22 protein-coding genes and 1 other annotated feature (1 of these 23 cut by a window edge) are annotated in these 22,671 nt (G+C 35.4%); of the genes, 20 read left to right on the forward strand and 2 right to left on the reverse strand.

From position 1 onward, the window contains the following. Positions 1-4: 4 nt before the first annotated feature. The 11 genes from rplQ (at position 5) to amrS (ending at position 9,484) form a co-directional block, all read left to right on the forward strand. On the forward strand, positions 5-346 hold the full coding sequence (rplQ, locus tag ACYQ3D_RS09850; protein ID WP_459838192.1) for a 50S ribosomal protein L17: 342 nt from the start codon (positions 5-7) through the stop codon (positions 344-346). A 129-nt stretch (positions 347-475) separates the two neighbouring features. Continuing rightward, on the forward strand, positions 476-1,303 hold the full coding sequence (locus tag ACYQ3D_RS09855; protein ID WP_459838193.1) for an energy-coupling factor transporter ATPase: 828 nt from the start codon (positions 476-478) through the stop codon (positions 1,301-1,303). Further along, positions 1,288-2,136, forward strand: a complete 849-nt coding sequence (locus tag ACYQ3D_RS09860) for an energy-coupling factor transporter ATPase (protein ID WP_459838194.1) — start codon at positions 1,288-1,290, stop codon at positions 2,134-2,136. Before ACYQ3D_RS09855 ends, ACYQ3D_RS09860 begins: the two co-directional genes overlap by 16 nt. A 3-nt stretch (positions 2,137-2,139) precedes the next feature. Further along, positions 2,140-2,934, forward strand: a complete 795-nt coding sequence (locus ACYQ3D_RS09865) for an energy-coupling factor transporter transmembrane component T family protein (RefSeq protein ID WP_459838195.1) — start codon at positions 2,140-2,142, stop codon at positions 2,932-2,934. Between the two features lie 18 nt (positions 2,935-2,952). Continuing rightward, on the forward strand, positions 2,953-3,696 hold the full coding sequence (gene truA, locus ACYQ3D_RS09870; protein ID WP_459838196.1) for a tRNA pseudouridine(38-40) synthase TruA: 744 nt from the start codon (positions 2,953-2,955) through the stop codon (positions 3,694-3,696). Between the two features lie 164 nt (positions 3,697-3,860). Further along, complete coding sequence (gene rplM, locus ACYQ3D_RS09875; RefSeq protein ID WP_459838197.1) at positions 3,861-4,289, forward strand: 50S ribosomal protein L13; 429 nt, start codon at positions 3,861-3,863, stop codon at positions 4,287-4,289. 25 nt (positions 4,290-4,314) lie between these two features. Beyond that, positions 4,315-4,710, forward strand: a complete 396-nt coding sequence (gene rpsI, locus ACYQ3D_RS09880; RefSeq protein WP_459838198.1) for a 30S ribosomal protein S9 — start codon at positions 4,315-4,317, stop codon at positions 4,708-4,710. Between the two features lie 130 nt (positions 4,711-4,840). Further along, positions 4,841-5,902 (forward strand): alanine/ornithine racemase family PLP-dependent enzyme, encoded by a 1,062-nt coding sequence (locus ACYQ3D_RS09885; protein ID WP_459838199.1) that lies wholly within the window; start codon positions 4,841-4,843, stop codon positions 5,900-5,902. A gap of 2 nt (positions 5,903-5,904) precedes the next feature. After that, entirely contained in the window at positions 5,905-6,792 is an 888-nt protein-coding gene (gene rocF / locus ACYQ3D_RS09890; protein WP_459838200.1) for an arginase, read from the forward strand. A gap of 291 nt (positions 6,793-7,083) precedes the next feature. Continuing rightward, a complete protein-coding gene (gene amrA, locus ACYQ3D_RS09895; protein ID WP_459838201.1) occupies positions 7,084-8,493 on the forward strand; it encodes an AmmeMemoRadiSam system protein A in 1,410 nt (469 codons plus the stop codon). A gap of 13 nt (positions 8,494-8,506) precedes the next feature. Further along, positions 8,507-9,484, forward strand: coding sequence for an AmmeMemoRadiSam system radical SAM enzyme (amrS, locus tag ACYQ3D_RS09900; protein ID WP_459838202.1), 978 nt, complete (start codon positions 8,507-8,509; stop codon positions 9,482-9,484). Here amrS and ACYQ3D_RS09905 read toward each other — a convergent pair. Beyond that, positions 9,481-10,176, reverse strand: coding sequence for a CPBP family intramembrane glutamic endopeptidase (locus ACYQ3D_RS09905; protein WP_459838203.1), 696 nt, complete (start codon positions 10,174-10,176; stop codon positions 9,481-9,483). The genes amrS and ACYQ3D_RS09905 overlap by 4 nt on opposite strands. Positions 10,177-10,336: 160 nt before the next feature. Between ACYQ3D_RS09905 and ilvD the strand changes: the two genes are divergently transcribed. The 9 genes from ilvD to pfkB all read left to right on the forward strand — a co-directional run bounded on the left by ilvD (position 10,337) and on the right by pfkB (position 20,886). Further along, entirely contained in the window at positions 10,337-11,995 is a 1,659-nt protein-coding gene (gene ilvD, locus ACYQ3D_RS09910) for a dihydroxy-acid dehydratase (RefSeq protein WP_459838204.1), read from the forward strand. 226 nt (positions 11,996-12,221) lie between these two features. Then, positions 12,222-12,926: a demethylmenaquinone methyltransferase gene (locus tag ACYQ3D_RS09915; RefSeq protein WP_459838205.1), complete on the forward strand. Its 705-nt coding sequence runs from the start codon at positions 12,222-12,224 to the stop codon at positions 12,924-12,926. 841 nt (positions 12,927-13,767) lie between these two features. Continuing rightward, positions 13,768-15,765: a BglG family transcription antiterminator gene (locus tag ACYQ3D_RS09920; protein WP_459838206.1), complete on the forward strand. Its 1,998-nt coding sequence runs from the start codon at positions 13,768-13,770 to the stop codon at positions 15,763-15,765. Positions 15,766-15,793: 28 nt separating this feature from the next. Further along, positions 15,794-16,276 carry a PTS sugar transporter subunit IIA gene (locus ACYQ3D_RS09925; protein ID WP_459838207.1) on the forward strand — a complete coding sequence of 161 codons (483 nt, stop codon included), beginning with the start codon at positions 15,794-15,796 and terminating at the stop codon, positions 16,274-16,276. Then, complete coding sequence (gatB, locus tag ACYQ3D_RS09930; protein ID WP_459838208.1) at positions 16,273-16,548, forward strand: PTS galactitol transporter subunit IIB; 276 nt, start codon at positions 16,273-16,275, stop codon at positions 16,546-16,548. Before ACYQ3D_RS09925 ends, gatB begins: the two co-directional genes overlap by 4 nt. Positions 16,549-16,577: 29 nt before the next feature. Then, positions 16,578-17,939, forward strand: coding sequence for a PTS galactitol transporter subunit IIC (locus tag ACYQ3D_RS09935; protein ID WP_459838209.1), 1,362 nt, complete (start codon positions 16,578-16,580; stop codon positions 17,937-17,939). Between the two features lie 67 nt (positions 17,940-18,006). Further along, positions 18,007-19,044, forward strand: a complete 1,038-nt coding sequence (locus ACYQ3D_RS09940) for a galactitol-1-phosphate 5-dehydrogenase (RefSeq protein ID WP_459838210.1) — start codon at positions 18,007-18,009, stop codon at positions 19,042-19,044. A gap of 34 nt (positions 19,045-19,078) precedes the next feature. Next, the gene (gene fba, locus ACYQ3D_RS09945) at positions 19,079-19,960 is read left to right on the forward strand and encodes a class II fructose-1,6-bisphosphate aldolase (protein ID WP_459838211.1); all 882 of its coding nucleotides are present in this window, start codon (positions 19,079-19,081) and stop codon (positions 19,958-19,960) included. Further along, a complete protein-coding gene (gene pfkB, locus ACYQ3D_RS09950; protein ID WP_459838212.1) occupies positions 19,951-20,886 on the forward strand; it encodes a 1-phosphofructokinase in 936 nt (311 codons plus the stop codon). Before fba ends, pfkB begins: the two co-directional genes overlap by 10 nt. Positions 20,887-21,473: 587 nt before the next feature. Here the strand turns inward: pfkB and ACYQ3D_RS09955 are convergent. Then, positions 21,474-22,019 carry a biotin transporter BioY gene (locus tag ACYQ3D_RS09955; protein WP_459838213.1) on the reverse strand — a complete coding sequence of 182 codons (546 nt, stop codon included), beginning with the start codon at positions 22,017-22,019 and terminating at the stop codon, positions 21,474-21,476. A 458-nt stretch (positions 22,020-22,477) separates the two neighbouring features. Beyond that, positions 22,478-22,671 (forward strand) — a binding site (T-box leader); it runs 100 nt beyond the window's last position.

Raw genomic sequence — 22,671 nt, forward strand, 5'->3', positions numbered from 1 at the left:
TGCTATGTCACAACGTAGTTTAAATCGCAAAAGTGCTCCCCGCAAGGCATTATTAGTTAACTTAGCTAATTCCTTGTTCCAAGAAGGTAAGGTGGAGACAACTCTTCCTAAAGCTAAAGAAGCAGGAAAGTTTGCGGAAAAGATAATTACTAAAGCTAAAGAAGGTAGTCAGCATGCTAGAAGACAAGTTATGAGTAAGTTGCAGGATCAAGAAAGTGTTGATCTGTTATTTGATGAGCTGGCTGACCAATTTGCTGATAGAACTGGTGGATACACAAGAGTTATTAAGTTAGGGCCAAGACGAGGAGATAGTTCTCAAATGGCTATTTTAGAATTAGTAGAGTAGTAGTTGGATTATTATTTGGAATAGAATTAATTTAGAATTTAATACTTCTAAACAGCCATGACCAGTTATTTGGTACTGGACTGATGTCCGGTATAAATGGCTGTTTTTTTATATCAGGTTGGTGAGATTATGCCATTAATTAAAATTAGTGATGTCTCCTATAGATATAACCAAGCAGATGATTGGGTACTACAAGAAATTGATTTAGAGATTGAGGCAGGCGAGTTTGTTGCTATTGTAGGCCACAATGGATCAGGTAAATCAACCCTGGCTAAAATGTTAAATGGATTATTAGTACCTAAGCAAGGTCGAGTCCAGGTAGCTGATTTAGAGACCAGTAATCAGGACCAACTGTGGGAGATTAGACAACAAGTAGGAATGGTCTTTCAAAATCCTGATAACCAATTAGTAGCTAATATTGTAGAAGAAGATGTAGCTTTTGGCCCGGAAAATTTAGGGTTAGAATCAGCTGTGATCCAGCAAAGAGTTACTGCAGCCTTACAAAGGGTAGGTATGGAAGAGTTACGCCGCGAGGCACCTCATGATTTATCAGGAGGGCAAAAACAACGGGTAGCAATTGCTGGTATTTTAGCTATGCACCCCGAGTGTCTAGTGCTAGATGAGCCAACAGCTATGTTGGATCCAGTAGGTAGAGAACAGGTGATGAGTACTATCCAAGATTTAAATCGTAATTTGGATATGACAGTAGTCCACATTACTCACTTTATGCAGGAAGCAATTCAGGCTGATAGAATTATTGTTCTAGAGCAAGGAGAAGTTGCTCTAGAAGGTACTCCGCAACAGATATTTAGTCAAGTTGATCAGCTGCAAGAATATAATCTTGATCTACCTCAAGTAACTGAATTAGCTGTCAGATTACAGCAGGCTGGAGTCGATATAGCAACTGATATTCATCAGGTGGATAGGTTGGTGACAGAATTATGTTCATTGAAGTAAGTAATTTAAGTCATAATTATAACCCTGATTTAGCTCCAGATGATTACACTTTAGAGAATATTAATTTTACTATTGAGCATGGTGAATTTGTGGGGCTAGTTGGACATACTGGCTCTGGTAAATCAACTTTAGTTCAAACCTTAAATGGTTTAGTGGATCCTACGGCTGGGCAGATCAATATTGCTGGAGTAGATATTACTGCTAGTGATAATTTACAAGAAATCAGACAGCAGGTAGGATTGGTTTTTCAGTATCCTGAACATCAGCTATTTGAGGAGACAGTATTTGCTGATATTGCCTTTGGCCCGCGGAATTTAGGAGTAGCTGAGGATGAAATCGAGCCTCGAGTTAAGGAAGCTTTACAATTGGTTAATTTGGAGTATGAATCTTTTAAAGATCAGTCTCCTTTTCGGTTATCAGGTGGACAGCAAAGACGGGTAGCAATTGCTGGTGTTTTAGCTATGAAGCCAGAAGTTTTGATTTTGGACGAACCTACCGCTGGGTTAGACCCTAAAGCCAGAAAAGATTTGTTAGCTGAGATTGTTAGACTCCAAGAGGAGTTTTCGTTGACTATTATTTTGATCTCTCATCGGATGGAGGAAATAGCTCAGTTAGCGGATAAGGTATTAGTTTTAGAGGATGGGGAGTTAGTTTTACAAGGATCGCCTAGTGATATTTTTGCTCAGAGTCAATTTTTAGAGAAGATTAATCTAGGGGTTCCACAAGTAACAGAAGTTTTACAAAAGTTAAAAGCTCAGGATTTTGCTGTGGCTTGTGATCTATTTGATGTTACAGAAGCTGCTGAAGAAATACTACAAGCACTGCGAGGGTAGATTATGTTAGATGATATTATGATTGGTCAGTATATTGAACAGGATTCTGTAGTGCATAAACTGGATCCCAGAATAAAGATTATAGTTATTGCTTTATTTATTCTGTCTATTTTTCTGCTAGATACTTTTGGAGGGTATTTGGTCCTGGCTGCTTTTATTTTGTTAACAGTGATGTTAGCTAAATTAGAAGTTAAGTATCTAGTGCGGAGTGTAAAACCATTGTTATTTATTATTTTATTTACCTTCGGGATCCATATCTTTATGACTAGAGGAGGTCAGGTGTTGTGGCAGTGGAAGTTATTACGGATTGAAGAAGAAGGCTTGAGGTTAGGTTCCTTTATGGCTTTACGGCTGATCTTTTTAATCAGTTATACTTCCCTATTAACTTTAACCACCTCTCCTTTAGAGTTGACTGATGGTTTAGAGAAGTTGTTGGATCCTTTTAAGCGCTTTGGGGTGCCAGCTCATGAGTTAGCAATGATGATGACTATTGCCTTGCGTTTTATTCCTACTTTATTAGAGGAAGCGCAAAAGATTATGAAGGCTCAGAAAGCCCGGGGAGCTGATTTTGAAAGTGGTAATTTAGTCCAACGGGCCAAGAGCCTACTGCCGTTATTAGTTCCACTATTTGTTAACTCTTTTCGCCGAGCAGATGACTTAGCCTTAGCAATGGAGGCTAGATGCTATCGGGGAGGCGAGAATAGAAGTCGGATGAAGGTCCTCAGGTTAGCCAGACGTGATTATTTAACTTTAGCAGTTAGTACAGTTTATTTACTAGGGTTTGGCATTTGGTTATAACTTAATGGAGTGGAAATAATGCGTAATTTAAAGTTTACTGTAGCTTATGATGGATCTAATTATCATGGGTTCCAAAAACAACCTAAACAGCCTCAAGTAGCAACTATAGAAGGTAAGTTAGAGCAGGCGCTGGAAGAATTAGTTGCTAAGGAAGTGGAGATCGTAGGTGCTAGCAGGACTGACGCTCAGGTACATGCTAAGGGTCAAGTTTTTAATTGTCAGTTAGAAACTCCAATTCCTACTGCTAATTTTAGTGTAGCTTTAAATGGTTTACTACCAGCTGATATAGTGATCTTAGAAGTTACAGAGGCTAGTTCCCAATTTCATGCTCAATATAGTAATCAAGGTAAAAGGTATTACTATCAGATTTATCAAGCTGAATTGCCGTCTCCGTTTTTACGCAATTATGCCTATCATATAACTGATTCACTTGATCTGACAGCAATGAAACAGGCAGCGCAGTATCTAATAGGAGAGCATGATTTCACTTCTTTTAGAGCAGCAGGTTGTAATGCATATAGTCCATGGCGAACTCTGTATAATATAGACATTACAGTGCAAAATAAATTAGTAGTGATTGATGTGGCTGGAGATGGTTTTTTGTATAAGATGATGCGGGCTATTGTAGGTACTTTAGTTCAAGTAGGTCGTGGTCGGTTAGCTGCTAGTCAATTAGAGGAAATCATTCAGGCTAAGGATAGAAGCCAAGCAGGACCCTCAGCTCCGGGACATGGTTTATTTTTAGCTGAGATATATTATTGAGATTAACTTATTAATTTTGAATATATCTTGACAGCTAAGAACTGGTATCATAAAATTAGTTTGTGAGTCTGTTAGCCACTGCAGAGGTTAAGTTACTCTGCGTTAAAGCCCCGCTTATAAATTGTAGTTTATTAAAATATTTTTTTGTTAAGGAGGTAAGAATAATGAGTACTTATATGCCTAGTCCAGAAGATATTGAAAGAAACTGGTATGTAGTTGATCTTGCTGATAAAACTTTAGGGCGTGCTACTACTGAGATCGCTAAGGTTCTACAAGGTAAGCATAAGCCTACTTATACACCTCATATGGATACTGGCGATTTTGTGATAGTAGTTAATGCTGCAGAGGTACATTTAACAGGGAATAAATTAGAACAAAAACAATATCGTAAACATTCTGATTACCCTGGTGGGTTAAAAGAGACAGCTTATGATGAATTATTAAAAGATGCACCAGAAAAAGCCATTAAGAAAGCTGTTAAGGGAATGTTACCTAGTACTAAGTTAGGTAGAAAAATGATTAAGAAGTTAAAGGTTTATGCTGGTGCTGAACATCCACACCAAGCTCAAGAACCTACAGAGTTAGAATTATAATAAATTTTGAAAGGGGGAAGTTATAATGGCAGCAGAAGTTGAATATTTAGGAACTGGTCGACGCAAGACTTCAACAGCAAGAGTTAGATTATTACCAGGCGATGGTAAGGTTATTATTAATGACACACCATTAGATGATTATTTTAATCGAGATAGTTTAAGACAGATTGTTCAACAACCATTAGAAATTACAGATACAATTGGTACTTTTGATCTAGTAGTTACTGTAGATGGGGGAGGAATCTCTGGTCAAGCAGGAGCTATTCGTCATGGGGTTTCTCGTGCTTTATTAAAAGTAGATGAAAATCATAGAGAAGTACTAAAGAAGGCTGGCTTCTTAACTCGTGATCCACGAATGAAAGAGCGTAAGAAGTATGGTCGTAAGAAAGCTCGTAAGTCTCCTCAGTTCTCTAAAAGATAATCAATTTATTTTACTCCAAGGAAGGGTGTTTACTCTTCCTTTTTTTGTTTTTAGAGGGGGAATAATTAGTGACGAGGGATCAGTGATGAGTGACAAGTAACGAGTGGCGAGTAAGAAAGGTGGGCTATAAATGAGTGCTCAGTTGGAGATTGATTTAACAGCAATTAGAGATAATGCTGCGCAGATAGTTGCTTTAGCAAGTGATCATGAGATAGATATTTGGGGCGTAACTAAAGGAGCTGCTGCTGATTTAGAGGTAGCTAAAGCTATGTTAGATGGTGGTGTAGTTGGTTTAGCTGATGCTCGGTTAGCTAACCTAGAACAATTAGCTACTTTAAATAGTCCTTTATTATTGCTGAGAATCCCTAGTTTAAGTGAAGTAGGTTCAGTGGTAGAGTTAGCTGATATTAGTTTAAATTCTGAATTACAGGTGATTCAAGCCTTAAATCAAGCAGCTCAAGTTAAAGATAAGTTACACCAGGTTATTCTGCTAGTTGATTTAGGAGATAGACGCGAGGGGTTATTACCAGAGGAATTATTCGAGACAATACATAAAGTTAAACAATTGAGTAATATTAAGTTAGTAGGTCTAGGTACTAATCTAGCGTGTCTGCGCGGGGTGTTACCTACTGCAGATAAGATGCAACAGTTAGCTCAGTTAGTTGCTAGAGCTCGGCAAGAATTTGCTCTGGAGTTACCTGTTATCTCCGGGGGCAATAGTAGTTCACTACCTTTACTATTAGAAGATGATTATCAAGCCTCGAGTAATCAATTACGGGTTGGAGAGACGATTCTATTAGGTCGGCAAGTACCTGGGGGCCAACCTTTTACTAACACTAGTCAAGATACTTTTAGGCTTAAGGCAGAAGTGATTGAATTAAAAGAGAAACCAACAGGTGCTACAGACCAGGTAGGTCCTAATGCTTTTGCCGAGACAAAAGAAATAGTTGATAAGGGAGTTCGCCAGAGAGCAATTTTAGCTGTAGGTAGACAGGATATTAGCCCGCAAGGATTAGTTCCTCTAGATAAGGGGTTAACTATAGAAGGAGCTAGTAGTGATCATTTGATTTTGGATGTACCAGCTAGTAGGAAGCTTGCTTTAGGTGATCAAGTGGAGTTCAAACTAGATTATGCTGCTTTATTACAAGCTGTAACTAGTCCTTATGTAGAAAAAGTTTATCAGGAGGATTAAATGTGGAAGTTAAAATATTAGGAGTGCCAACAGATTTTGGGGCCAACCGTCGGGGGGTTGATATGGGCCCTAGTGCCATTAGATACGCTAATTTAGCAGCTGAATTAACTGCTCTGGATTTAGCAATAGAGGATATAGGTAATCTCAGAGTGCCTATCATTAATCAACAAAATACTAATCAAATAGCTAAGTATAGAGAACAAGTGATTAATATTTGTGAGGAGTTATCTTTAGTAGTTAGTCAAGTTGTTAGTACTGGTGGTCTGCCTTTGATTTTAGGAGGCGATCATAGTATTACTATAGGTAGTCTAGCAGGTATGGCCCAGGAGCAAGAGATGGGGTTGATTTGGTTTGATGCTCATGGTGATTTTAATACGTCTCAGACTAGTACCAGCGGAAATATCCACGGGATGCCCTTAGCTGCTTCAGTAGGGCGGGGCGAAGAGGAATTAGTTACCTGTGGGGGCATTAATCCTAAAGTGGAAGAGCAAAATACTGTAGTTATTGGAGTGCGAGATCTAGATCCAGGAGAACAAAGACTGCTCCGAGAATCCCAAGTCACTGTCTTTACTATGGATGATATAGATAAATTAGGTATCCATCAGGTACTACAGGAAGCAATTAAGATTAGCAGTCAGAAAGTAGCCGGAGTACATATTAGTTTTGATATTGATGTTTTAGATCCGCTAGAAGCTCCAGGAGTAGGTACCCCAGTTAAAGGTGGTTTGACTTATCGGGAAGCTCATTTAGCTTTAGAGATGATAGCTGAAGCTGGTATCTTAGCTTCACTGGATTTAGTCGAGGTTAATCCGATCTTGGATAAGCATAATCAGACAGCAGAGCTAGCAGTGGAATTAATTACTTCTGCTTTAGGTAAGCGGATATTGTAAAATTGACAATTGAAAATGTACAATTTACAATTAAATAGCGATTTCGGAAAAGCTACAAAGTAGCTTTTTTCCGAGTAACTTTTATTGAACTACACCCCAAGAGTACTTCTTCGTTTTACTCAGGGCGTAAAAGTAACCAAAAGATTTCAAGGGAGAACAATCAATGTTTTCTGCCAAAAAAAATTGCTATAATATTTAGGCAGTTTTAGTTCATAATATTCTTTTAAGTTTTTTGAACTTTACTGTAAATTGTAAATTGTAAACTGTAAACTAAAATAGGGGAGTGATAAAATGGCTGGAGTTGTATTTGCTGGTTTGTCGCCACATCCTCCTGTAGCAGTACCAGAAGTAGGAGGATCTGAGAGAGAAGAAATTGCTGATACAGTAGCTAGTATGGAAGAGTTAGCCAATCAGGTCCAGGAGGCTGATCCTGATTTAATAGTTACTATTGGCCCGCATGGCCCAGTTTTTTCTGATGCTATCAGTATTTTAAACAGAGATCCATTAGTAGGTGATTTAAGTGATTTTGGGGCTGAGGATGTTCAGCTGGAGTATCCTTTAGCAGAAGAATTTATAACAGAAATTGCTCAGGCTTGTCATACCCAAGATATTCAGGTAGCTCGGATTGATCAGAGAGCGGCTCAGAAATTTGATATTGAACTTAAGTTAGATCACGGAGCAGTAGTTCCGCTTTCTTATCTTAAAGAGGCAGGAGTAGATGTGCCTTTAGTACCGATTACTATGGGAATGTTATCCTATGAGGATCTGTATAAGTTTGGGAAGATAGTTCAACTATTGGCTCGAGAGTTAGATTATAAAATAGCAGTGATTGCTAGTGGGGATTTATCCCATCGGTTGACTCCTAATGCTCCGGCAGGTTTTAATCCGCGGGGTAGTGAATTTGATGAGAGTCTAGTTCAGTATTTAGATGATTTAGCTATTGAGAAGATTCTTAACCTTGAATCCTCGTTGATAGAAAAGGCTGGCGAGTGTGGTCTGCGGCCAATTACAATGATGTTAGGAACCCTAGATGCTTTAGAAGTAACAGGAGGAGTTTTATCTTATGAAGGACCTTTTGGGGTTGGTTATGCAGTAGCTAGCTATCAAGTAACAGGCAGAGATCAGGATAGATCCTTGTTAGAGACAATCGAGCAACAAAAAAAGGATAAACTAGCCGAGATTAGAGAAGAGGAGAGTAAACTAGTGAAGTTGGCCCGTAAAGCTGTAGAGGAGTATGCTCTCCAGGAAGAAGTTGTTAGTCCGCCAGCAGAATTAAGTCCTGAGTTAGTAGACCAAGCTGGAGTCTTTGTTTCAATTAAAAAAGATGGTAATCTGCGCGGCTGTATTGGTTCTACTAAACCAACAGAAGCAAATATAGCCCAAGAAATTATTAAAAATGCTATTAGCGCTGGTTTTAAAGATCCTCGTTTTGAGGCAATTGAACCTGAGGAGTTAGAAAAGTTGACTTATTCTGTAGATGTATTAGGAGAGCCAGAAGAAGTAGCAAGTATTGATCAGCTTGATCCTGAGCAGTACGGAGTAATTGTTAAGAAAGGAGCTGCTACTGGTCTATTATTGCCTAATATAGAAGGAGTTAATGATGCTCATAAACAGGTAGAGGTTGCCAAACGAAAGGCAGGTATTCCTGAGGAAGATGATGAAATAGAATTAATGAGATTTGAAGTTACTAGATACAAGTAACGGAGGGATTTAAGTGGCCGAAGCACTCTATTATACAACCAAGCAAGGGCAAGTTGAGTGTCAGTTGTGTCCCCACTTTTGTCAGTTGAGGGAAGGAGAAACAGGCCGGTGTCAGGTAAGACAGGTAACTGCTGGTCAGCTAAGGGCTACTACTTATAATCAAGTTAGCTCTCTAGCACTGGATCCGATAGAAAAGAAACCGCTCTATCATTTTCAGCCTGGGAGTCAGATTTTATCTTTAGGAACGGTGGGTTGTAATCTAGAGTGTAAGTTTTGTCAGAATTATCAACTAGCCCATAATCTAGAAGCGCCAACTAAAGAAATAACTCCCCAGCAAGCTGTTGATATTGCCTGTCAGGAGGACTGTATAGGATTGGCTTATACTTATTCGGAACCTGCTGTGTGGTACGAATATATTTTAGAGACAGCTCAGTTGGCCCAGCAGGCAGGATTGAAAAATGTCTTAGTGACTAATGGAATGATTAATCCCGAGCCACTAGAAGAATTAGTGCCTTATATTGATGCTATGAACTTAGATATCAAAGCTTTTCAGGAAGAGTTCTACCAGGAGATCTGTCAGGGGAGTCTTGCTCCAGTCAAAAGAACAGCCCAGCTAGTTCAGCAGGAGCTGTTGTTGGAGTTAACTACTTTAGTAATTCCTGGGTTAAATGATAGTCCAGCGGAAATAAAAGAGTTGGTAAGTTGGATTAAGCAACTAGGAGTGGAGATTCCACTTCATTTGTCCCGCTATTTTCCTCGTTATCAATTAAATAAGAATCCTACCCCAGTAGCTACTATGTTACAGGCAGCAGAGATTGCCTCGGAGCATTTAAATCATGTTTATCTAGGTAATTTGGAACAACCTAAGTATCAAACTACCTATTGTCCTAGTTGTCAACAGCCAGTTATTAAGCGTGATCACCAGGTTGAGATAAATCTTCCCGAAGGTGTCTGTCCTAAGTGTCACCAGGAACTTAATCTTATTCTCTAAAAAGACCAATTAGTAAAGGAAAAAAGGTACAGAGTTAAACTAGCCTGGTAGATAGTCTGAAAGAGAACAGAAGCTACTAATGATTTGGTTTTATAATAAAGATAAGTAGTGATTAGCCCGACTAAAAGATAGATAATAAGATGTCCTAGAGTAAAGTCAAAGTAGCTAATGACATAATAGAGATTACTGATTAGCAAGCCTATTGTCCAGCCTAATTTTGTTCTCCAATAATGATAAACAATCCCTCGATAGAGTAATTCTTTGCTTAAGGCAGGGATCAGATAGCCTATAACTAGCAATGGTAGGTATAGTAAAGTGGTAGTTAAATCTTTTAAATCATTGATCATTACTAGTGGATTGATTTCTGCTGTAGTTAAGGATAGATTAATAATGATGATCCCTGCTAATAAGACTAAACTTATTTTAGTACCTAACTTGAGATTCAGCCATAGATTATTAGTAGTAATTCCCAAGTCTCTAAAGGATAGGTCATGGATAGTAGCCCAGTAGAGTAAATAGGGAATAAAGAAGCTGCGACCGATAACTTTAAAGATAATATGATAAAAATCATTGAAGTAAGGAATTTCAAACTGAACGTAATGTTGACAGAAAATAATTAAAAAATTGATTAAATACCAGATTGCTTGTAATTTGAGTAGCTGCAAAATAGTGAACTCTTGTTCTTTAGTCATATTGAGGCCCCCCAGTAGTTCTTCTAATAGAATAATTCTATATTTGTAATATTTTTCCTGGTAATTCCAGAAAAAAACTTTGTTTAGCAGTAAGGAGATTGCTTATCAATTAATTTTCTGTTACAATGTCTACAACTAAGCTTGTTAAGGAGGAGAGAAGATGCGTAGTAACCAAGTTACGACCAAAGTTGATAATGCTCCGCAGCGTTCTTTGTTTAAAGCAATGGGCATGACGGATGAAGAATTAGAGAAGCCTTTAATTGGAGTTTGTAATTCAGTTAGTGAATTAATTCCTGGTCATGTTGATTTAGATAAAGTAGCTCAAGCAGTTAAAACAGGAGTCAGAATGGCTGGTGGAACTCCAGTAGAGTTTGGTTCTATTGGGGTCTGTGATGGAATTGCTATGGGCCATCAAGGAATGCATTATTCTTTAGCTAGTCGTGAACTGATTGCTGATTCAGTGGAGACAGTAGCGAGAGCTCATTCCTTAGATGGATTAGTTTTGATTCCTAATTGTGATAAAGTAGTACCCGGGATGTTAATGGTAGCAGCTAGATTAAATATTCCTACAATAATAGTTAGTGGCGGGCCAATGTTAGCCGGACGTCACCAGGGAGAGAATATTGACTTAAAGACAGTTTTTGAAGGAGTGGCAGCTCAGAAGACTGGTCAGATGTCCGAAGAGGAATTACTGGAGATAGAAAATAGCGCTTGTCCGGGCTGTGGTTCCTGTTCAGGGATGTTTACGGCTAATTCTATGAACTGTCTAACAGAAGTTTTAGGTTTAGGTCTGCCTGGCAATGGAACTATCCCTGCTGTCTATGCCAGTCGATTAAGGTTAGCTAAAAGAGCTGGGGCTCAAGTGATTAACTTATTAGAGCAGGATATTAAACCATTGGATATTTTAACTAAAGAGTCATTTAGGAATGCTTTAAAGTTAGATATGGCGCTAGGTTGTTCTACTAATACAGCTCTTCATCTACCTGCTATTGCTCATGAAGCAGGAATTGACTTTGATATTAAATTGATTAATCAAGTTAAGGAAGAAGTTCCTCATCTTTGTAGTCTAAGTCCAGCCGGTAAGCATCATATTCAAGACTTACATGAGGCTGGTGGTATTCCTGCTGTAATGAAAGCCTTAAGTGCTGAAGGAGTTTTGAATGAAGAATTACAGACAGTTACTGGGCAGCCAATTAGTCAGAATTTGGCCCAGGTAGAAGTACTAGATAATGATGTTATTCGTGATTTTGCAACAGCTTATCATGAAACTGGTGGTTTATCATTTTTAGAAGGAAATCTGGCTCCTGATGGAGCAGTAGTTAAACAAGCTGCTGTAGCTGAGGAGATGTTAGTCCATAAAGGACCAGCTAAAGTCTTTACTTCAGAAGAAGAAACAGTAGAGGCTATTCACCAGGGAGAAATTGAAGCTGGAGATGTAGTTGTTATCAAGCATGAAGGTCCTAAAGGTGGACCAGGCATGCGAGAGATGTTAACACCTACTTCTGCTGTAGCAGGAACTGGGTTGGATAAAGAAGTGGCTCTGATTACTGATGGGCGTTTCTCCGGAGCTACTCGTGGTGCTTCTATTGGTCATATTTCCCCAGAAGCTATGGAAGGTGGGCCAATTGCTATTATAGAAGATGGAGATATGATTGAGATAGATATTCCTAACGGTAAGTTAAATGTCCAGCTTAGTGAAGAAGAGATAGCAGATAGATTAGAGGATTGGGAGCAACCAGAACCTAAGATTAAAACAGGATATTTAGCAAGATATGCTAAGTTAGTTAGTTCAGCTAGTACAGGAGCAGTCTTTGCATAGCAGATTAAGGGGCCAGGAAGTTGGCCCCTTTTTTTAGTTTTACATAGTCGTGTGTCGTTTGCTAGGAGTCTTTAGCTAATTCAAAACATTTAAATTCAAAATCTAACCCTTTAAAATTACTATAATAAAAGATATTTGTAGATGGATGATGAACGAGCTATTTTCCTAATGAAAAATAGCTATAGTGACAAACTAACAGTAGATTATAGTTAGGGAGGCTATAGCTATGACAAAAGGATCTAGCAGTTATATCCAGTCTGTATTTGAAACTATTGCTTCTGATTATGATTTTATGAACTGGGTTATTAGTTTAGGGCTCCATCAATTTTGGCGAACTAGTTCCCTAAATCAGTTAGATATTCAATCGGGTGATAAAGTCTTAGATGTCTGTTGTGGTACCTGTAATTGGACAGTAAAGTTGGCCCAAATTGTAGGAGAGCAAGGAAAAGTTATAGGCCTTGATTTTAGTCCTAGTATGTTGGAAGTGGGCCAGCAAAAACTTAAAGAACAAGGGCTAAATAATCAAGTAGAATTAATTAAAGGGAATGCTTTAGAGCTCCCCTTTGCTAGTAATAAATTTGATTATGTAGTTATTGGTTTTGGACTCAGAAATGTAACAGATATTTACCAATGTTTAGCTGAAATGAGACGAGTTGTTAAGCCAGATGGTTTAGTTGCTTCTTTGGATATTTCTAAACCACTAGGCCTGATTTATCGGAGGTTATTCTTCTTTTATGTATACAAGGTAGTACCAGTCTTAGCTAAATTGTTAGTGGATAAACCCCAACAATACACCTGGTTACCACAGTCTTTAACTAAATTTCCTAATAGTGAACAACTGAAGAATATTTTTTATGAAGTTGGACTGAGAGAGGTACAGGTAGAACATTTCGTAGGAGGCGGAATAGCTTTACATCTAGGTCTGAAATAGTGCAACAAGATTTAAAACAAGGGTTAGATGTAAAGAAGTTTTTCAATTGACTAGAATCAATCTTACCGATTTTAATCCTAGGAATTTTCTTTACAAAACAAATCTGTTGGGGCTGTTTATGCTGAGCGAGATTAGTCTGACAGAAAATATCATCTGCTCGGGCATAACTAATATGGCCTAATTCATTAGCCCCATAATACTGATAGATTTGCGCCTGGGGAAAGTAAGATTGGAGTTTTTTAACTGTGGTAAGATCCAGTTTGGCTCCAATACTGACTAGATATTTTAATTATTAGATTGGTTTCTTTATCCATTTTTCGACAAATCATATACCTTAATTCTGCAAATATATCTATATTATATTTCTTAACTGCTCTTGATACAGTAGTTGGTAATGTGAAAGGATGTATTAGATAAATTAAATTAAAGTTATTTCCACATTAATCTGGAAACTATCGTTAGTATTAAAACCTAGTATATAAAAAAGTGATATGTTATTATGTAATTGAGTTAAAAAGGAGCAAGGGTTGTTGGTACTAATAACGAATCAGTAAACTAAGGAAAGATGAGAAACAAAAGTTAAAAAATGAAATCAGACTAGAATTATTTAAAACAGAAGACCAATATCTTTCAAACAGAGATAATAATATATTTTAAAAGCTTTGAATTATTTAAAAAATCACTTTTAGCATTTAAAATTAAATCTATTTCCACATTAATCCGGAATCTATTGTTAGTATTGAACCCTAGTATATAAAAAAGTGGTATGGTATTATGTAATTAAGTTGAAAAGAAAGATGATTTGTAATTTAGAAAATCAGTAGTTATGTGGTGATAACAAATGTCAAAATTACCTAATAAGAGAAGTGGGGAAATATTATCTATTTTATTAAACAAAGATAATCCAATTATCATTAAAGAATTAGCTAAACAATGTAATGTATCTGCAAGAACAATTAGAAGCGATCTAAAAAAGTTGAAAGAGTGGTTGTCAAATTGGAAAGTTGACTTAATAAAAAAACCAAGAGTTGGGGTTTGGTTAGAAGGAAGTAGTTTAGAAAAAACAAAATTAGAACAAGTTTTATTTAAAACGTTAGATTATAAAGATTCATTATCTCCTAAGCAGAGACAACAGTATATTTTAAAGTCATTATTACAAGAAAATAATAAACATACTGTTGACTCATTAGCTAATAAATTATACGTAAGTGAAACTACTATTTATAAGGATTTAAAAGAAATAAGTAAGTGGCTAAAAAAGTATAATTTATTACTAAATAAAGATTATGAAATAAATGTTACTGGAAAAGAAAAAGATTTGAGAAAGGCAGTAGCTGATTTACTAGCTCAATTAAAAAATAGTCAAGAATTAAAGAAGATGTTAGAAGAAGTAGATGAAGTAGAACCAGAAAGTAGAATAGATAAAGAAACTTATCAGCAGTTAAGAAATCTTTTTGGTGAAATTGGATTTAGAAAAATTGAAGAAGTTTTAGATAAAACTGAAGAAAAGTTAGATTTTTTATTTACTGATGAGGCTTTTGTGGGATTGGTGATTCATATAGCTATTAGTCTTGAAAGATTGAAAAAGGATAAAGATATTGTAATGGAAGAAGCCCAATTAGATAAATTAAAGAAAAAAGAAGAATTTGAAGTAGCAGAATTTATTGTTAAAGAATTAGAAGAAAATTTAGATTTTGAAATTCCACAAGCTGAAATTGGATATATTTCTCTTCATGTTTTGGGATCTAAATTACAACAAAATGTTGGAAGCACAAATATAACTGATATTTTACGTAATGGAGATAGTAAAATTATTGAAATTACTAATGATATAATCACCACAGCTGAAGAAGTATTAAATGTAGATTTAAGTCATGATGAAGAGTTATTAGTAGGACTAGCGTTACATTTACGACCTGCTATTAATCGAATGAAGTATGGAATGAGTTTAAGAAATCCTCTCTTGGATAGGATAAAAAATAATTATCCTAGTATTTTTGGAGCAGCTTGGGCTACTAGTGTAGTATTTGAAAATCATTTAGGAATTAAGGTTAAAGAAGAGGAAATTGGTTATATTGCTCTACATTTGGGAGCAGCGTTAGAAAGAATAAATAATAAAAATCGAGTAATTATTGTTTGTGGTAGTGGAATAGGGACTTCTCAATTGGCAGCTACTAAGTTAAAAAACCAATTAGCAGGAATAGAAATAGTAGATATTGTGTCTGCTCATAAGTTAAAGAAGAGAAATTTAGAGGATATTGAACTTATTATTAGTACTGTTCCTTTAAAAAAACAAGCTGAAAAAGTGGTTAAAATTAGTCCTTTGGTTACTCAAAATGATATTGATTTAATTAAAAATGAAATTAATTATATAGAAGAATATAATCAAAAACAAAGTTTATTAAATGAAAATATTAATGAATTATTTGATGAAAATTTAATATTTATTAACTTAGATTTAGATTCTAAAGAAGAGATTATTAAATATTTAAGTAATAAACTTTTGAAAAAAAATAAAGTAACTGATGGATTTATAGATTCAGTACTAGAAAGAGAAGATTTTACTTCAACGAAGATGGCAAATAATATAGCAATTCCTCATGGAACAGAAGAAGATCATATTTTAAGTTCTGCTATAGCTGTAGCTACTTTGTCTAATTCAGTAGATTGGGGAAATGGAAGTGTTGATGCAGTTTTTTTACTTGCTCTTAAAAGGGAAAAAGGGAAGAGATTTTTTAAACATTTTCATTTGGTCTTAGAAAATCAAAGATTATTAAACAAAATAAAAAGAGCAAATACAAAGCAGGATGTAATACAAACTATTTTAAATAAAAATTAAATTACTTTGATTATTAAGGGGGAAAATAATGGAAAATATAATCATTGATCAAGATTTAATAAAGTTAGGAGTAAATAAAGAAAAGAAAGAAGATATGCTTAAATTATTAAGTGATTCTTTATTGGAAAAAGGACTGGTAAAAGAAAGTTTTTATGAAGCTATCATTAATAGAGAAAAGAAAAATCCTACTGGTTTAAAAGGAAGACATACTAATTTTGCTTTACCTCATACAGATGCAAATCATGTTAATAAGACAGCTATTGCTATAGCAACTTTAGATAATAGTGTTGAATTTTATAGTATGGAGGATTCAGATGAAAAAGTAATGGTTGATCTAATTATATTATTAGCAGTAAAGAATCCTTCCCAACAAGTAAAAGTTTTACAGAAGTTATTAGGAGCAATTCAAAATGAGGATGTGGTTAAAAGTATTAAGGAGGCAACTGATATTCAGAATGTTCAGAAGATTATAAAAAAAGAATTAAGTTTAAAGGAGGTGAAAGCGTCATGAAAAAAGTTATTGTAGCTTGTGGAGGAGCAGTAGCAACTTCAACTGTTGCAGCTAGTAAAATTAAAGAGTTGTGTAAAGAGGAAGGAATTGAGGTTAATATAGTTCAATGTAGACTTTCAGAAATCAAATCAAATTCTGATGATGCAGATTTAATAGTTCCTACTGGAAAAGTAGAGAAAGATTTTGGTGTACCAGTAGTTACTGGAATGGCATTTATTTCAGGAGTAGGTGTAGAAGAAACAAAGCAAAAAATCCTTAACCATTTAAAATAATAAAATAACTAGAGGAAGGTGAAGTATATATGGAAGCTATTCAATTCTTATTAGATCTTGGTCCAGCTGTAATGTTACCAGTAGTAATTTTTATATTTGCTATTTTATTAGGACAAAAACCTGGTAAAGCTTTTAAATCTGGGGTAATGATTGGAATCGGATTTATTGGAATTGGGCTTGTAATAGGTTTAATGTTAGATAATTTAGGACCTGCGGCTAAGGATATGGCAGAAAGATTTGGAGTTGGTTTAAGTGTAGTTGATGTTGGATGGCCTGGTTCTTCTCCAATGGCTTGGAGTTCTAGAGTGGGGACTTTAGCTATTCCAGTAGCTGTTGGTGTAAATGTATTAATGTTAATGCTAGGTTGGACTAAAGTAGTAAACGTAGATATTTGGAATATTTGGCATATGACTTTCACTGGTGCTTTGCTTCATATAGCAACTGGAAGTTTTGCACTGGGAATAGCAGGAGTAGCTATCCATGCTGCGATCATCTATAAACTTGGTGATTGGTTTGCTCCAGTAGTAGAAGATTATTTTGGGTTAGAGGGCATAACCATCCCTCATGGAACTTCAGCTTATTGTGCTCCCATTGCTGTACCAATTGACTGGTTACTTGATAGAATACCTGTAATTAAAGATATTAATATCAATCATGAAAATATCGAAGAAAAATTTGGTGTACTTGGTGAACCTATGATTATAGGATTATTTTTAGGAGGATTAATTGGAGCTTTAGCAGGATATGAATTTAAAAGTGTTTTACAGTTAGGTATGAAAATGGCTGCAGTTATGGTTTTGATGCCTAAAGTAGTTAAATGTATAATGGATGGTCTAATGCCTGTATCAGAAGCAGCTAAAGAATTATTACAAGAAAAGTTTAGTGGAAAGGAATTTTATATAGGATTAGACCCTGCTTTATTACTTGGAAAACCACAAGTTGTAGCAGCTAGTTTAATATTTGTTCCTTTAACTTTAATAATTGCTGCAATTGTTCCTGGAAATAGAGTTCTTCCATTTGGAGACTTAGCTACTATCGGATTCTTTGTAGCAATGGCAGTAGGAGTTCATAAGGGTAATTTATTTAGAACATTAATTTCTGGTTCTGTAATTATGTTTGGAACAATCTGGATTTCTAATCAAACTGTAAAATTGCATACTATTCTTGCTCAACAAGCTGATAAGTTACCTGAAGGAGCAAGTCAAGTAGCTTCTTTAGACCAAGGTGGAAGTCCAATAACTTATATTTTAACCCAACTATTTGATACAACTAATATGATTGGATTAATTGTAATAGGTACAATCTATATAGCTTCTATAATCTTCACTATTAATTATTATAAGAAGGAAGAGGAAAATTTAAGTGAAATTCAAAGTGAGGTTGAAGCTTAAGTAAATTATAAGAATAAAGGCTAGAGTAAAGTTCTCTAGCCTTTTTAATCAAGGAGGCTGATTGTTAATGAAAGCAGCTGTTTTACATGGAAAAAGAGATTTAAGATATGAAGAAATAGAGAAGCCTAGTATTAATGATGATGAAATTCTGATTAGAGTTAAAGCTAGTGGAATATGTGGTTCAGATATGCCAAGGGTCTTAGATGATGCTTCTCATTATTATCCTAATGTTTTTGGTCATGAATTTGCTGGTGAAGTAGCTGAAACAGGAAATAATGTAGCTGATTTTGAAGCTGGAGATAAGGTAACAGTAGCTCCTTTAAAGCCTTGTCATGAATGTGAAAATTGTTTACAAGGTGATTATGCTTTATGTGATGACTATTCATTTATAGGTTCTAGAGAGTTTGGTGCCTGGGCTGAATATGTAAAGGTACCTGCAATGAATGCTGTGAAGTTGCCAGAAAATGTATCCTATGTGGAAGGGGCTTTTTTAGAACCTATTACTGTAGCATTACACGGTTTATTGTTAATGGATTTTAAACCTATGAGTAGTGTTGCTATAACAGGAATGGGTACAATTGGACTATTGACTTTACAATGTGCAAAAATTATGGGAGCTAAAGAAATAACAGTTTTTGATATTGATGAAGAAAAATTAGAAGTAGCAAAAGAATTAGGGGCAGATTATGCTATTAATACAAGAGATGAAGACTTTAGAGAACAAGTAAAAGAAATCTCAAATGGTAATGGATTTGAAATGGTTCTTGAAACTGCAGGTGTACCACAAACTGAACTATTATGTTTAGAAATTGCTGCAAATAAAGGTAGTGTAATGTATATTGGAACACCTCATGTTGATTTTACTATTACTCCAGAGCAATTTGAATGCATGAATAGGAAGGAATTAATAGTTAGAGGGTCTTGGATGTCCTATTCTGCTCCGTACCCTGGTAAAGAATGGACTCTTGGAGCCCATTATTTGGGAACAGGACAGATAAAAGTAGAAAAACTTTTGGATAGAGTAATTCCATTAAAAGAAATATGGAGTGCTTTTGAAGATATTGATGCTCAAAAAGTACAAGGAAAAGTGATGTTAGAAGTATAATCAATTTTAAAATATTTATTATGGAGGTATAAAAATGTCATTAGTAAATCCTTTATCATTTATAAGAAAAGCACAAGAAAATGGTGTAGCTATACCAGCTTTTAATATTCATAATATGGAAACTGTTCAAGGTGTTATAGCAGGAGCTGAAGAAGAAAAATCACCAGTAATGATAGCTACTACTCCTGGTACTTTAAGACATGCAGGAGTTTCATGTATTGCGAATATTGTCAAGACAGTTGCAGAAAAGGCTAATATTCCTGTTGCTCTTCATTTAGATCATTGTTCATCTTACGAAATTATTGTTAAAGCTATTAGGAACGGATATACTTCAGTAATGATTGATGCAGCAGAATTACCTTATGGTGAAAATGTTGCCTTAGTTAAGGATGTTGTTAAGGTAGCTCGTGCTGCTGGGGTAACTGTCGAAGCGGAATTAGGTAGAATAGGTGGAACCGAAGATGATGTTACAGTTGCTGAAAGAGAAGCTACTTTAACAGTTCCAAAAGAAGCTAAAGATTTTGTTGATGCTACAGGCGTTGATACTTTGGCAGTTGCTATTGGAACTGCTCATGGTGTATATAAAGGAGAACCAAAGTTAGATTTTGATAGGTTATCTGCAATTGAAGAATTAGTAGATTTACCTCTTGTTTTACATGGGGCATCAGGAGTACCAAGTGATAGTGTTCAGGAAGCAATTAAGAGAGGGATTTGTAAAGTAAATGTAGCTACTGAACTTAAAATCCCTATGGCAGAAGCTGTGCAAAATTGTTTTGCTGACAATCCCCAAGAGAATGACCCACGTAAGTATTTAGGGGTAGGTAGAGAAGCTGTTAAGAAAGCAGTTCAGAAGAAAATAAGAATGTGTGGTTCTAATGGATTAGTAAATAAATTGGATGAATATATATGCTATTAACTATTACCATGAATCCTGCTATAGATAAGTTTTATGCTGTAGATGACTTTTCAGTAGATAATGTTTTTAGACCTAAAGAAATGATAGCAACTGCTGGAGGTAAAGGTTTAAATGTAGCAAGGGTAGCTAACTTACTTGGAGAATTCGTAATGGCTTCTGGTCTACTAGGTGGAATTAATGGTGAATTTATTGATAAGGAAGTTAAAAAGCAAGGAATTGAAAGTAAATTTATTAATGTTAATGGAGAAACACGAATCTGTATTAATATAACGGATCAGAAGAATACTACTTCAACAGAAATCTTAGAAAATGGACCAACTATATCTTCTGATGAATTAGAAAACTTTTTAGAATATTATGATAAATTACTAGATAAATGTGAAGTGGTTGTAGCTTCAGGAAGCTTACCAAAAGGAGTTCCAAGCGATTTTTATCAGAAACTAATTAAACTTGCTAAACAGAAAGAGAAAAAATTTATTCTGGATACTAGTGGAGATTATTTTATGGAAGGTCTTAAGGCAATTCCTTATATGATAAAGCCAAATGAGGATGAAATTGAGAAAATTATCGATAAAGAAATTTCCAGTATAAATGATTATGCAGAAGTTTTATTAAATTTTAAAGAACAAGGAATTGAATTACCAATTATATCTCTTGGAAAAGATGGTTGTATTACTATTATAAATAATCAAATTTATCACTTTAAGCCTCCTGTGGTAGAAGTTAAAAATACTGTAGGTTCTGGAGATTCCTTTATAGCAGGTTGTGCTGTTGCTTTAGATGCTGGAGAAAAGACAGTTGATGTTGTTAAATTAGGTATGGCTTGTGGAATAGCTAATACTCAGTTTTCTAAAACTGGTTTTGTTTCAAAAGAATTAGTAAATGAGCTTTTAGATCAAATAGAAGTGAACAAGCTTAGTATATAATATCCTGGTAAACTACTTTGTCAATTTTTAGCTTTAAAATATCCCCCTTTATTAAAGGGGGATAAATTTTTAATATGATTTGTTTGAAGTATACATATTAAACTTAGATTTAAAGAGTAGGAGTAGATAATTATGTTAAATTTAGAATAATCATTAGAAAATATTAAGCAGTGGTGTAAAGAGATTGGTAAATTACAGGTTGAAAAATCAATTTTAATCTAAATATTAGTACAAAATCTGCTGAAATTGATTTAGTAACAGAGATAGATTTGTGCAGTTCAGCTTGTGCTGGTGATTCAGCTCTGGCAGTATTTTTATCTGAATGGATATATAGTAATATTTAGAAGTAGCTTTAAAGAAAGCATCAGCTACAGAGGCTAATGTTGCTGAATCAGAAGGACGAGGTAAGTTAGAAAAAGCTAGATGGTCAACAGGTTATCTAGCTTTGTTTCATCTAGAGACTGAGGGAAGGAGAATCTGAGTACAGGTGAGGAATTTTTCAACTGTGGTAAGATCCAGTTTGGCTCCAGCACTGACTAGAGATTTTAGTTATGGAGTTTTTTGGCTGTTTTAGATAAAGACTTCTCTCATTGTAATCTTCTTGCTAGGCGGTTCATAATAGGTAGACTAATTATAGTAGCTAGGGCTGCTTTTAGTAAATCCCCTGGCAGAAAAGGGATGCTTCCCGACATAAATGCTTCCTGGAGGCCCATATTAGTAATTATATTGAGCCAGATGATACCACATAGATGGACAACTAGAATTCCTCCGCTAATATTAGCTAATCCAATTCGCAGATAAGATTTTTTATTCTGGACAAGCAGACTAATTACTATAGCTCCTATTAGATAGCCTACTAGATAGCCACCACTAGGCCCCATAAATACTCCAATACCTCCTCTTCCTTGGGAGAAGACAGGCAATCCAATTGCACCTAGTAGTAAAAAGACGCTCATACTGAGCCCAGCTCGTTTAGTACTTAAAATAGTCCCTGCTAACATAACAGCTAGTGATTGGCCAGTAACTGGTACTGGGCTAAAAGGAATCGGAACTGATACATAAGATAAAACACTTATTAAAGCAGCAAAGATGGCAGCATACACCATATCTTGAGTAGTTAATTGATTATTCATGATTAATCCCTCCAGTTAAATTTAAAACATAGTTGTTGATTGACAATTCCTGAATTTAGCCAGTTGTTTAGTTGTGGTTGAGTTAAAGTTACAAATTTTGCTTCATAGTATCCCTCCTAGACTAGATCTGATATTGATATTATAGTGAATTAATTCAGGATTGTCAACCCAAAATATTTATAGTTTACAGAAATAATAAAGACTCTTTTATTGAATTCTCTTGACAATTGTAGTTGAGTAGCATATACTAGGGGCAACAATCTAACTAAGTGGAAAGTAGTGATAGGGACTGAAATAGTTAATGAGATTACAGAGAATTGGGTTAGCTGAGAACCAAGATCTTGATTAATTATTTCTCTCGCCCTGGAACTGTTTAGCTGAAATAAATTGACTTTCTGGAAAAAATATTGACAAATTGATTATAGTTTTTTATACTTATTAACAACAAGTTAATGATATCAAAAGTGTTGAAGGGGTCTAGTAGGTAGGATTATTTTATTTACAGCGAGCTGGGTTGGTGTAAGCCAGTAATAAAATAGTCTATTGAATATCTCCCTCGAGCTGCAAGCCCAAAGTCAATTTTAAGTAGGCTACGCCGGTAATCCTAAGTAATATAACTTAGGAAGACAGCATCCGTTATCATATGCTGGAG

The organism is Halanaerobaculum tunisiense (assembly GCF_054657635.1).

Bases quoted from the DNA above. Each gene is read 5' to 3' on its own strand.
- fba (WP_459838211.1), top strand. From the start codon at position 19,079: ATGTCATTAGTAAATCCTTTATCATTTATAAGAAAAGCACAAGAAAAT.
- gatB (WP_459838208.1), top strand. From the start codon at position 16,273: ATGAAAAAAGTTATTGTAGCTTGTGGAGGAGCAGTAGCAACTTCAACT.
- rplM (WP_459838197.1), top strand. From the start codon at position 3,861: ATGAGTACTTATATGCCTAGTCCAGAAGATATTGAAAGAAACTGGTAT.
- ACYQ3D_RS09920 (WP_459838206.1), top strand. From the start codon at position 13,768: ATGTCAAAATTACCTAATAAGAGAAGTGGGGAAATATTATCTATTTTA.
- ACYQ3D_RS09885 (WP_459838199.1), top strand. From the start codon at position 4,841: ATGAGTGCTCAGTTGGAGATTGATTTAACAGCAATTAGAGATAATGCT.
- ilvD (WP_459838204.1), top strand. From the start codon at position 10,337: ATGCGTAGTAACCAAGTTACGACCAAAGTTGATAATGCTCCGCAGCGT.
- ACYQ3D_RS09905 (WP_459838203.1), bottom strand. From the start codon at position 10,176: ATGACTAAAGAACAAGAGTTCACTATTTTGCAGCTACTCAAATTACAA.
- ACYQ3D_RS09925 (WP_459838207.1), top strand. From the start codon at position 15,794: ATGGAAAATATAATCATTGATCAAGATTTAATAAAGTTAGGAGTAAAT.
- ACYQ3D_RS09955 (WP_459838213.1), bottom strand. From the start codon at position 22,019: ATGAATAATCAATTAACTACTCAAGATATGGTGTATGCTGCCATCTTT.
- ACYQ3D_RS09860 (WP_459838194.1), top strand. From the start codon at position 1,288: ATGTTCATTGAAGTAAGTAATTTAAGTCATAATTATAACCCTGATTTA.
- ACYQ3D_RS09935 (WP_459838209.1), top strand. From the start codon at position 16,578: ATGGAAGCTATTCAATTCTTATTAGATCTTGGTCCAGCTGTAATGTTA.
- ACYQ3D_RS09865 (WP_459838195.1), top strand. From the start codon at position 2,140: ATGTTAGATGATATTATGATTGGTCAGTATATTGAACAGGATTCTGTA.
- ACYQ3D_RS09915 (WP_459838205.1), top strand. From the start codon at position 12,222: ATGACAAAAGGATCTAGCAGTTATATCCAGTCTGTATTTGAAACTATT.
- amrA (WP_459838201.1), top strand. From the start codon at position 7,084: ATGGCTGGAGTTGTATTTGCTGGTTTGTCGCCACATCCTCCTGTAGCA.
- ACYQ3D_RS09940 (WP_459838210.1), top strand. From the start codon at position 18,007: ATGAAAGCAGCTGTTTTACATGGAAAAAGAGATTTAAGATATGAAGAA.
- ACYQ3D_RS09855 (WP_459838193.1), top strand. From the start codon at position 476: ATGCCATTAATTAAAATTAGTGATGTCTCCTATAGATATAACCAAGCA.
- truA (WP_459838196.1), top strand. From the start codon at position 2,953: ATGCGTAATTTAAAGTTTACTGTAGCTTATGATGGATCTAATTATCAT.
- pfkB (WP_459838212.1), top strand. From the start codon at position 19,951: ATGCTATTAACTATTACCATGAATCCTGCTATAGATAAGTTTTATGCT.
- rpsI (WP_459838198.1), top strand. From the start codon at position 4,315: ATGGCAGCAGAAGTTGAATATTTAGGAACTGGTCGACGCAAGACTTCA.
- rplQ (WP_459838192.1), top strand. From the start codon at position 5: ATGTCACAACGTAGTTTAAATCGCAAAAGTGCTCCCCGCAAGGCATTA.